A 9,899-nucleotide genomic window follows, 5' to 3' on the forward strand; every position below is an offset into this window, starting at 1 on the left:
CGCGCAGGCCTAGAGCCGGAAGACCACTGCGTCGCCGACCTCCTCGCGGGTGATGCCGAGCTGGTCGACCGGGGAGTTGACGGTCACCTCCCACGGGGTGCCGACGATCTGGTCGCGCAGCAGCACCACGTTGCGGACGCCGAGGGTACGCAGGTAGTCGACGCTGGTCTGGTCGGGGAAGGCGAGCGTCACCCGGCGTACCTCGTCGAGCTGCGTGGGGGTGAAGCCGCTGCCGCCGTTGACCACGTCCGGGAACGTGCTGGTGGACCAGAGCATCACCGGCTGGTCGAGGTTCTGGCTGCTCGGCAGCACCAGCATCGGGCCGTCTACGGTCCGCATCGCCACCGGCTGCTCCGGGACCACCGGGTGCGGCGTCGCGTTCAACCCCTCCGCGAGGACCAGCAGCACCGGCAGCAGGACGGCCACCCGGAGCCACGGCGACGGCCGGTACGGGGCACGCTCCGCGGCGATCTCGCTCACCCGCTGGGCCAGGGCGCTCACCGCACCGGCAGCGAGCAGGCCGAGCAGCAGGGTGGTCCAGAGCATCATCCGGCCGGGGGTGCGCAGCCCGTTCCAGCCCGGCAGATACTCGAAGAGCAGGCCGTAGGTGAAGGTGCCGTCGAAGAACCGGGTGCCCATGGCCAGCACCATGGTGACCAGCACCCCCGCGAGCAGCAGCAGCCGGTGCCGCAGCCGCCAGACCGAGAAGAACACGCCGCCCGCGGCCAGCGCGTAGAGCACGTAGCCGGGCAGCAGGGTCATCTCCGGGTGCCATGGCAGCGTCGCCCGCGCCCCCTCGTGCAGCCCGCCCCAGACTCGGGACTCCGCGGGAGCGGTGAAGAAGCCCAGCGCCGGGGGCGAGTAGATCCCGATGTCGGCGAGCGTGCGTGCGGCGTTCGGGTGCAGGTCGGCGACCTTGAAGTACGGGATGGCCAGCAGCGCACCCACACCGGCGAAGAGCAGCCCGCCGACCAGGTCGGCGACGAGCAGCCGGGTGCCGAACGGACGCTTCACCGGCCGGATCACCCAGCGCCGCAGGAACCAGGTCGTCGCCGCGACCAGCACCGTGCCGGCCAGCACGTACGCGAACGGCAGGCCGATGCCGAAGCCCAGGCTGAGCTGCCAGGCCGCGACCATCCAACCGGTGTACGTCCAGCCCTCGTGCCGCCGCTCCGGGCGGTAGCCGTACCGCAGCGACCAGCCGTGGCCCCGGGCCAGCATGGCCAGCGCCAGCGGGATGCCGCCGTTGGAGACGATGTGCAGGTGCCCCGCCTGGGCGAGCAGCCACGGGGCGTACGTGTAGCCGATCCCGGCCACCGCGGCGCCCGCCCGGCCCGCACCCAGCTGCCGCGCCAGCGCGTACGCCCCGAACGTGGCCAGCGCGTGGGCCAGCACGAACATGATGTTGTAGCGGAGCACGGCCGCCTCGGGACCGGTGCCGATCATGCCGGCCGGCGCGTAGCCGAGCAGCATGTCGGAGAAGGCGAAGCTCCACTGCTCCGGGAAGAACGTGTTCGAGTGGAACAACTGCGCCGGCTCGGTCCGCAGGGCGTGCCCCGACCAGGCCATCTGCCAGGCCTGCAGGCTCGGGTCCCAGTAGTCCTGCGGCAGGGTGTAGAGCGGGTAGCGCAGCGTCGGCCAGGTCATGGCGACGGCGAGGGCCAGCGACGCGAAGGCGGCCAGCGTCCACTCGTGGACGAGGAGCCGGCCGACGGCGCGCACCGCGCGACGCGGACGTCCCGGTACCGGTTCGGGGGCCGGAGCGAACGCCGACCAGCGGTCCGGCGGCTCGCCGTCGCCGTCCTTCTTCTTGCCGTCGCCAGCGTCACCGGTCTTTCCGCCTCGTTCGCCGTCGCTCGCGGTCTTCGTGCCGGTGGTTGCCTTGGCGTCGGTCGCGGTCTTCGCGCGCTTCGCGTCGGCGGCCTTCTCGTCCTGTTCGCCGTCGCTCGCGGCCGCCGCGCCGGTGGTGACCTTCGCGCCGGTGGCGTCGTTCTGTCCGGCGTCGGCTGCGGGCTTCGTGGGTTTCTTCCCGCCCGGCGCACCGTCGCTCGCGGCGGTCGTCGGCTTCGCGTCGGTGGTGTCGCTCGCGCCGGCGTCGTCGGTTCTGGCCGTTGCGGCACCGGCGCTTCCGGCCTTCGCCGGGTCGGCGGTACCGACCTGCGCGTCGTCGATGGGGTGGCCTGCGCTGGTGTCCTTGCCTGCCGTCTTCGCCGAGTCGGGGTTAGCCATTTGGGCGTCGTCGGTCGGCTCGTGGTCGACGCTGCCGCCCGTGGTGGCGTCGGTGTCACCCAAGCCGGTCCGACCGCTGCCGGCCGATGCGGGCGCGGCGGCGTCGGTCCGGCCGGAGGTCGGGGCTGCGGTGCCGCCGGGAGACGTGCCGTCCCGGTCGTCGGTCCCGTCGGTCTGTCCGGTCGGCTGGCCGCCGCCGGTCGCGTGCGTGGTCATCCGGGTCAGGCCCCCGTGCCGAGCCGCTCACGCAGGAAGGCGATGTCCGCCCCCTGACCCGCCGCGCCGCCGGGCGTCTCCACGATCACCGGGGCGCCGGCGGCGCGGATCACCGCGACCACCAGGTCCGGGTCGATCGTGCCGCCGTCGAGGTTGTCGTGCCGGTCCTGCCCGGAGTTGAAGCCGCCCTTGGAGTTGTTGGCGTGCACCAGGTCGATCCGGCCGGTGATCGCCTTGACCCGGTCGACCAGGTCGAGCAGCTCCTCGCCGCCCGCGTACGCATGGCAGGTGTCCAGGCAGAAGCCGACCTCGTGGTCGCCGAGGGCGTCCCAGAGCCGGGCCAGCCCGTCGAGGCGCCGGGCGCAGGCGTTGTCGCCGCCCGCGGTGTTCTCGATCAGCACCGGCAGGGGGAAACCGCCGGAGTCCGCCGCGTACGCGAAGGTCTTGCGCCAGTTGTCGAAGCCGACCGCCAGGTCGTCACCGGCGTTGACGTGGCCGCCGTGCACGATCAGCCCCTTGGCGCCGATCTCCGCCGCCGCCGCCGCGTGCCCGAGGAGCAGTTTGCGGCTGGGGATCCGGATCCGGTTGTTCAGGGTGGCCACGTTGATCACGTACGGGGCGTGGACGTAGAGGTCCACCTCGGCGGCGCGCAGCCGTTCCGCGTCCTCCCGGGGTTTCGGGGCCTTCCAGCCCTGCGGGTCGGAGAGGAAGAACTGCACCGCCTCGGCGGAACGGGCGGCCGCCTCCGCCAACGGGTCGGCCTGGTCGACGTGGGCTCCGATACGCATGCAGGCGAGCCTACGTCGCCTCCCCGACGCCCGGGGTGATGGTGGCGGCCAGGCGCGGACCCTGTTGCGTCACCGTCGGGGCGGGCGGTCGTTGACCGGGGTGGGATCGATCCCGGGCTCTTCCGCCACGGCGGCCGGGGTCACGGTGGTCGATCCCGGACCCGGTCACCCTCCGTCGTGCGGCCCGGCACGTCGGAGGCCGGACCCGTCCGGCCTGTTCCACAGGTCCCGACAGGAATCTCGGACTAAAAGTGGCATTTACGCCTACTGGTGACGAGAGCCGTTGTACCGTCGGATAACAACAGGAAAAAGCTCCGCGGGGCGTCTTCGATCCAACCTCATCGGTGTGGTCGTTCCTCCCCAGGTCCCACCCAAGGAATGCGGACGGGACGCCCCGCGGTCTCGTGGACAGGGGTCCGCCACCCGCCTTCGGGCGTCGGGGCGGGCCCCTGTCACCACGCCCGGACGGTCGTCGGACCTGCCCGGGCATGATCGTCCGGACCGGGTATCCTGGTCCGGTTGTCCGCGTCCGGCCGGGTCCCCCCGAATCCGGAGCGGGCAGCGACGCACGACCTCCTGCCACGGAAGGACCGTGGCCGCACAGCCCACAGGAGGTGAGCACGTCTTGCGTCATTACGAAGTCATGGTGATCCTCGACCCCAGCCTCGAGGAGCGCACCGTCGCCCCGTCGCTCGACACGTACCTGAACGTGATTCGGACCGCGGGTGGCTCGGTGGAGAAGACCGACGTGTGGGGCCGCCGGCGCCTCGCGTACGAGATCAACAAGAAGGCCGAAGGCATCTACGCCGTCATCGACCTGCAGGCGACGCCGGAGGCGGTGGCCGAGCTGGACCGTCAGCTGCGGCTCAACGAGTCCGTGCTGCGCACCAAGGTCATCCGGCCGGAGATGCGCTAAGCATTCAAATCCCGGTTCGCCCGGATCAGCCTCACCGGTGCTGTCGGAGGGCTCTGAGAGCCTGTACGGCAGAACTGATGAGTGCGCGAGGAGATGGTCATGGCAGGAGACACCACCATCACGGTCATCGGCAACCTGACCGATGACCCCGAGTTGCGGTTCACCCCGTCCGGTGCGGCGGTCGCCAAGTTCCGGGTCGCTTCGACGCCCCGGTTCATGGACAAGGCCTCCGGCGAATGGAAGGACGGCGAGCCGCTCTTCCTGGCCTGCACCGTGTGGCGGCAGGCGGCGGAGCACGTCGCCGAGTCGCTCCAGCGGGGCGCCCGCGTGATCGTCTCGGGTCGGCTGCGTCAGCGGTCGTACGAGACCCGCGAGGGTGAGAAGCGCACCGTCATCGAGCTCGAGGTCGACGAGATCGGCCCGTCCCTGCGCTACGCCACGGCGAAGGTGCAGAAGATGTCGCGCTCGGGTGGCGGAGGCGGTGGCTTCGGTTCTGGTGGCGGTGGTGGCCAGGGTGGCGGCGGAGGCAACTTCGACGACCCCTGGGCTTCGGCCGCGCCGTCTCCGTCGCGCTCCGGTTCGGGCGGCGGAAACTTCGACGAGGAGCCCCCGTTCTAATGGCGCCGAGCGCCCGCGATCGCAAACCAGGAGCACGAGCAATGGCCAAGGCTGCGGCACTTCGCAAGCCGAAGAAGAAGGTGAACCCGCTCGACAAGGACGGGATCACCTACATCGACTACAAGGACACCGCGCTGCTGCGCAAGTTCATCTCCGACCGCGGCAAGATCCGCGCTCGGCGGGTGACCGGCGTGACCTCGCAGCAGCAGCGGCAGATCGCCCGTGCGGTCAAGAACGCCCGTGAGATGGCGCTCCTGCCGTACACCGCCACGGCCCGCTGAGAGGAGGCACCGACATGAAGATCATCCTGACCCAGGAAGTTTCCGGTCTCGGTGCCCCCGGCGACATCGTCGAGGTCAAGAACGGCTACGGCCGTAACTACCTGCTGCCGCAGGGCTTCGCGATCAGCTGGACCAAGGGTGCGGAGAAGCAGGTCACGGTCATCAAGCGGGCCCGCTCGGCCCGCGAGATCCGCGACCTCGGCCACGCCAACGAGGTCAAGGCCCAGCTCGAGGGTCTGAAGGTCACCCTGAAGGCCCGCGCCGGTGACGGTGGCCGGCTCTTCGGCTCGGTCACCTCGGCCGAGATCGTCGACGCCGTCAAGGCGGCCGGCGGCCCGGCCCTCGACCGTCGTCGGCTGGAGATGCCCGGTCACATCAAGTCGACCGGCACCTACTCGGTGCGGGTCAAGCTGCACCCCGAGGTGACCGCCACGTTCGACCTCAACGTCGTTCAGGGCTGACACCCACCGCACGACGGAAAGGCCCGCACCGGACACCCGGTGCGGGCCTTTCCGCATTCCTCCCGGCGACCCCGGGGCAGGCTCAGCCGATCGGCTGACCGGTCACCGCGCTGATCATCACGGTCGACAAGCCGCCGCCGACCACCGCCGCGGCCAGCGCCACCGTCGCCGACCGCCAGGTCGTACCCACCCGGCGCAGCAGCACCGCGACGACGAGGCTGCTCACCAGCGCCAGCCCGAAACGCGGCCCCCCGGCCACCAGCGAGGCGAACGCGTGCGCCCGCGCCGAGTCGCAACCGCCGCCACTGATGTCCGTCACGCAACCCGCCGGCGCTTGGCCGTCCAACGTCAACAGCCACGCGAAGACCAGCGCCGTCGGCACCAGGTAGCAGGCTGCGGTGTAGAGCAGCGGACGCAGCGGGCCACCCGGATCGGGGTCCAGCAGATCGTCCTCGAGCCGGCGGTTCCACCCGCCGCCGCCGACCGACTCGATGCGGTCGCGCCACGACGACGCGGGAACTCCGGCGGCCGGCTCCGCCCGACGCCGAGGTGCCGGCCGTGGCCGGGGCGCGGTGTAGGCGACCGCCGGGGAGCGGGGCGCCGACGGCGGCGGATCCATCCACCGCGGATCGTCCCCGGCCAGGCGCGTGCCCGACCAGAACCCGTCCGGCTGCTCCGGCCAGGACCAACCCTCACCCGTCACCGGCTCCGTCGACCGCGGCGGTTCGGTGCGGTCCCAGCGGCCGACGTCGGTGCGGTCCTCCCACCGGCTGGGCTCGTCGTACCGCCCGCGCCGGGCCAGATCGCCGCGGTCCCACTGGCCGGTGTCGGTGAACCGGTCCCACTGACCGGTGCTGTCGCCCTGATCCCAGCCGGCGGCGCCACCGGCACCGTCCCAGCGGGGCTCCGGCTCCGGGCGCTGCCAGGCGTGCACCCCGGAGGCGTCCCACGGGTCGACCGCCGGCCGGTACTCCGGCTCCGGCTCGGCCACCGGCTCCCTGCGGCTCCACGAGTCGGCCGCCGGTCGGGACCAGCCCTCGGCCGAGGCTCGCCGCCTGCGCCGGGTCGGCCGCTCCACCTCCCGGGCCGCCGCGCCCGACTCGTCGTCGGACTCCTCGACACCGGACCAGACCACCTGCGGCCGACGGGACGCCGACCGGCGCGGACGAGGTGTCGGCGCCGCACCGGAGACCGGATCGTCGTCGGCACGCCGGCTGCCGACGTACCCCTGCTCCTGCGGACGGTCGAAGGTCCATTCCCGGGTGTGGTCGGACTCGGGTGCGGCGCCGATCGCCCGCACCTCGCCCCAGCTGCGCTCGCTGCGCCGCTCCGCCGAACGTCGCCCGCCCCCGGACACCGGGCGGTCGTCGTCCTCGTCGTCGTCCGGCGCGGCGTGCCGCCCCCGGCCGTCGGCATGCGCGATCCCCGACTCCACGGCCCAGCGCGGCAGGTAGGCGTCGACCGGCTCCCGCTGGCCCCGCTCGATCGCGCGGCGGCGGCTGGGCGTGCGGTAGCGGTCGGTCGCGGAACTGTAGGGATCAGCCGGAGCGGCCTCGCCGAGGTCGTCCCACGGGGCGACCGGCTGACGCTCGCGCGGGCTGCCCTCCCCGCGCTCCCAGTCCCGGTAACTCACGGCCGGAGCGTGACCCTTCTCAACCGAAAGCGCAATCCGCTGTCCAGGTGTAGCCGTCCGCAGGAGATAGTACGGGAAATTCGACCCCAAAGCTTTACCAGAAAATACCCGTCCACAGGGTGGGGATCGTGTTTCCGCAGGTCAGAGCCGATCCTGCCAGAAATCCCCATTGGTTTTCCACAACCTGTGCACACGCTGCGCACATGCTCGTCCACCGCCGTCCACAGGTTGTCCCGAGGCTCGTCCACCGGCCTGGTTGGGGTCTGACCTCGGGATCCGTATCGTGGGGCACCGACCGGTCGCGCGATCGCCCCCGATCGACCGGCCGGGTCGATCGGAAGTTGTCGCACCCGGCCGGTAGAGCTGGTATCGACCCGACGCAGTGGAGGGGGATCCGTGTCGGTCACCGACGACATGCGGGCGGAGCCCCGATCCGGCGGGCAGTCGCCCGCCCCCGCGCAGCGCGACGGGCAGTTCGACAAGACCCCGCCTCAGGACGTGGCCGCGGAGCAGTGCGTCCTCGGCGGCATGCTGCTGTCCAAGGACGCCATCGCCGATGTCGTCGAGATCCTCAAGACCAACGACTTCTACCGGCCGGTGCACGCCACCATCTTCGACACCATCCTCGACATCTACGGCCGGGGTGAGCCGGCCGATGCGATCACCGTGGCCGCGGCCCTGGCCGACTCCGGCGACCTCGCCCGGGTGGGTGGCGCGCCCTACCTGCACACCCTGATCGCCAGCGTGCCCACCGCCGCCAACGCGGCGTACTACGCCCGGATCGTCGGCGAGCGGGCGGTGCTGCGCCGCCTGGTCGAGGCCGGCACCCGCATCGTGCAGCTCGGCTACGGCACCGCCAACGGCGGCGGCCGGGACGTCGACGACATCGTCGACCTCGCCCAGCAGGCCGTCTACGACATCACCGAGCGCCGGGTCAACGAGGACTTCGCGGTACTCGCCGACATGCTCCAGCCGACCCTCGACGAGATCGAGGCGGTCGGGGCGCAGGGCGGCGTGATGACCGGGGTACCGACCGGCTTCACCGACCTGGACCGGCTGCTCAACGGGCTGCACCCGGGGCAGCTGATCATCGTGGCCGGTCGGCCTGGTTTGGGCAAATCTACGGCCAGCATGGACTTCGCGCGAAACGCGGCCATCCGCGCCAACCAGGCGGCGGCGATCTTCTCGCTGGAAATGAGCAAGGTCGAGATCGTCATGCGACTGCTCTCGGCCGAGGCCCGCGTCCCGCTGCACGTGCTGCGCAGCGGCCAGCTCTCCGACGACGACTGGACCAAGCTGGCCCGCTGCATGGGTGAGATCAGCGAGGCGCCGCTCTTCGTGGACGACACACCGAGCATGAACCTGATGGAGATCCGGGCCAAGGCGCGCCGGCTCAAGCAGAAGCACGACCTCAAGATGATCGTGGTCGACTATCTCCAGCTGATGACCTCACCGAAGCGGACCGAGAGCCGCCAGCAGGAGGTCGCGGACCTCTCCCGGGGCCTGAAGCTGCTGGCCAAGGAGGTCGAGTGCCCGGTGATCGCGGTCAGCCAGCTGAACCGTGGCCCGGAGCAGCGCACCGACAAGCGGCCACAACTGTCTGACCTGCGTGAATCCGGGTCGATCGAGCAGGACGCCGACGTCGTCATCCTGCTGCACCGCGACGACTACTACGACAAGGAGTCGCCCCGCGCCGGCGAGGCGGACTTCATCGTCGCGAAGCACCGAAATGGGCCCACCGACAGCATCACCGTCGCCGCCCAGCTGCACCTCTCCCGCTTCGTCGACATGGCGATCGTCTGAGCGTCGCGGCGACTCAGCCGAGCAGCGGGAACCAGCCGGCCGCCTCGCCCAGCTGCACCCGGTCCCGGTCGCTGAGCGGCTCGCGGCCGGCGGCCTTGAGCAGGTATTCCGCGTCGTCCCAGTCACCCGGGCGGACCGCCTCGTCGCTGAGCAGCCCGTCCATGGTCGTCACCGCGACGCGGCAGGCGAGCGGCCCGGGTGCCGGCGCATCGGGCAGGTCGAGCACCAGGTCGAGGTGGTGGATCACGGCCTCGGTGGTCAGCGTGGCCAGGAAGTCGGGTACCCGCAGCACGTGCCCCTGGGTGCGGACGCAGCCGGCGGGGTCGGCGGCGGCCGCGGCGCGCACGGCGGCCGGGCCGGTGTCCGCCCAGATGCGGACCACGCCGCTGGGGCGGTCGAAGGCGGCGGCGGAGCGGCGGGCCCACCAGGCGTGCCGGGCGCCGTCGCCGTCACCGCCCGCCGGGAAGGAGCGCCAGTAGCTGACGTCGTCCACATCCGGTGGCCCGTCGGCGGGGGTGGCCAGGGCGACCAGGGCGCGCTGGGCGTCGCAGAGCAGGTGGAAGAGCAGGTCGGCGACGAGCCAGCCCCGGCAGCGGGTGGGCCGTTGCAGGTCGGCGTCGTCCCGCCCGGTGACCACGGTGGTGATCCCCTGGTACGCCTGGGCGAGCGCCTCGTGCTGCGCGATCGGCGTCATGGGGTGCAGCCTGCCACGGAGCACCCCGCTCGGCGAGACGGAACGGGCCGGGGCGGGTGCCCCGGCCCCGGTGCCGTCAGCCGAACATCTCGTCGAGGAAGCTCTTCTGCTTCTTGCGCTTGTAGTGCCCGTGGTGGCCGTGGTGCTGCTGCTGGTGCCCGCTGTGGCCGTACGCCGGCTGGGGCGGGTAGGCCGGCGCGTGCTGCGGCGGGTAGCCCGGCTGGTGCGGGGGCGTACCGACCGGGCGCAGGAGGAGGTGG

At 72.0% G+C, this 9,899-nt stretch carries 9 protein-coding genes and 1 pseudogene; 5 read left to right on the forward strand and 5 right to left on the reverse strand.

Annotation, left to right across the window (positions count from 1 at the left end; translation table 11 throughout):
• Window positions 1-9: 9 nt before the first annotated feature.
• Entirely contained in the window at window positions 10-2,445 is a 2,436-nt protein-coding gene (locus ACSNN7_RS05120; RefSeq protein WP_436679471.1) for a hypothetical protein, read from the reverse strand.
• Window positions 2,446-2,450: 5 nt separating this feature from the next.
• Window positions 2,451-3,233 (reverse strand): deoxyribonuclease IV, encoded by a 783-nt coding sequence (locus ACSNN7_RS05125; RefSeq protein WP_436679472.1) that lies wholly within the window; start codon window positions 3,231-3,233, stop codon window positions 2,451-2,453.
• A gap of 625 nt (window positions 3,234-3,858) precedes the next feature.
• Here ACSNN7_RS05125 and rpsF point away from each other — a divergent pair.
• From rpsF to rplI, 4 genes are all read left to right on the forward strand, one after another.
• Entirely contained in the window at window positions 3,859-4,149 is a 291-nt protein-coding gene (rpsF, locus tag ACSNN7_RS05130; RefSeq protein WP_120328341.1) for a 30S ribosomal protein S6, read from the forward strand.
• Between the two features lie 81 nt (window positions 4,150-4,230).
• Window positions 4,231-4,767, forward strand: a complete 537-nt coding sequence (locus tag ACSNN7_RS05135) for a single-stranded DNA-binding protein (RefSeq protein WP_179802407.1) — start codon at window positions 4,231-4,233, stop codon at window positions 4,765-4,767.
• A gap of 41 nt (window positions 4,768-4,808) precedes the next feature.
• Window positions 4,809-5,048: a 30S ribosomal protein S18 gene (gene rpsR, locus ACSNN7_RS05140; RefSeq protein WP_007073789.1), complete on the forward strand. Its 240-nt coding sequence runs from the start codon at window positions 4,809-4,811 to the stop codon at window positions 5,046-5,048.
• A 14-nt stretch (window positions 5,049-5,062) separates the two neighbouring features.
• The gene (gene rplI / locus ACSNN7_RS05145) at window positions 5,063-5,509 is read left to right on the forward strand and encodes a 50S ribosomal protein L9 (protein ID WP_436679473.1); all 447 of its coding nucleotides are present in this window, start codon (window positions 5,063-5,065) and stop codon (window positions 5,507-5,509) included.
• A gap of 82 nt (window positions 5,510-5,591) precedes the next feature.
• Here the strand turns inward: rplI and ACSNN7_RS05150 are convergent, their stop codons facing one another.
• The gene (locus tag ACSNN7_RS05150; RefSeq protein ID WP_436679474.1) at window positions 5,592-7,142 is read right to left on the reverse strand and encodes a hypothetical protein; all 1,551 of its coding nucleotides are present in this window, start codon (window positions 7,140-7,142) and stop codon (window positions 5,592-5,594) included.
• 396 nt (window positions 7,143-7,538) lie between these two features.
• On the opposite strand from ACSNN7_RS05150, the gene dnaB reads away from it, so the two are divergent.
• Entirely contained in the window at window positions 7,539-8,945 is a 1,407-nt protein-coding gene (gene dnaB / locus ACSNN7_RS05155; RefSeq protein WP_436679475.1) for a replicative DNA helicase, read from the forward strand.
• 13 nt (window positions 8,946-8,958) lie between these two features.
• On the opposite strand, the gene ACSNN7_RS05160 is transcribed toward dnaB, so the two are convergent.
• A complete protein-coding gene (locus tag ACSNN7_RS05160) occupies window positions 8,959-9,639 on the reverse strand; it encodes a maleylpyruvate isomerase N-terminal domain-containing protein (protein ID WP_436679476.1) in 681 nt (226 codons plus the stop codon).
• Window positions 9,640-9,715: 76 nt separating this feature from the next.
• Window positions 9,716-9,899, reverse strand: a pseudogene (locus tag ACSNN7_RS05165) (zf-TFIIB domain-containing protein); the annotation flags it as partial.

The sequence above is a fragment of the Micromonospora sp. URMC 105 genome (genome assembly GCF_051386295.1).
In the GTDB taxonomy this organism is placed as follows: Bacteria; Actinomycetota; Actinomycetes; order Mycobacteriales; family Micromonosporaceae; genus Micromonospora.

Bases quoted from the DNA above. Each gene is read 5' to 3' on its own strand.
- ACSNN7_RS05120 (WP_436679471.1), bottom strand. From the start codon at position 2,445: ATGACCACGCACGCGACCGGCGGCGGCCAGCCGACCGGACAGACCGAC.
- ACSNN7_RS05125 (WP_436679472.1), bottom strand. From the start codon at position 3,233: ATGCGTATCGGAGCCCACGTCGACCAGGCCGACCCGTTGGCGGAGGCG.
- rpsR (WP_007073789.1), top strand. From the start codon at position 4,809: ATGGCCAAGGCTGCGGCACTTCGCAAGCCGAAGAAGAAGGTGAACCCG.
- ACSNN7_RS05160 (WP_436679476.1), bottom strand. From the start codon at position 9,639: ATGACGCCGATCGCGCAGCACGAGGCGCTCGCCCAGGCGTACCAGGGG.
- rplI (WP_436679473.1), top strand. From the start codon at position 5,063: ATGAAGATCATCCTGACCCAGGAAGTTTCCGGTCTCGGTGCCCCCGGC.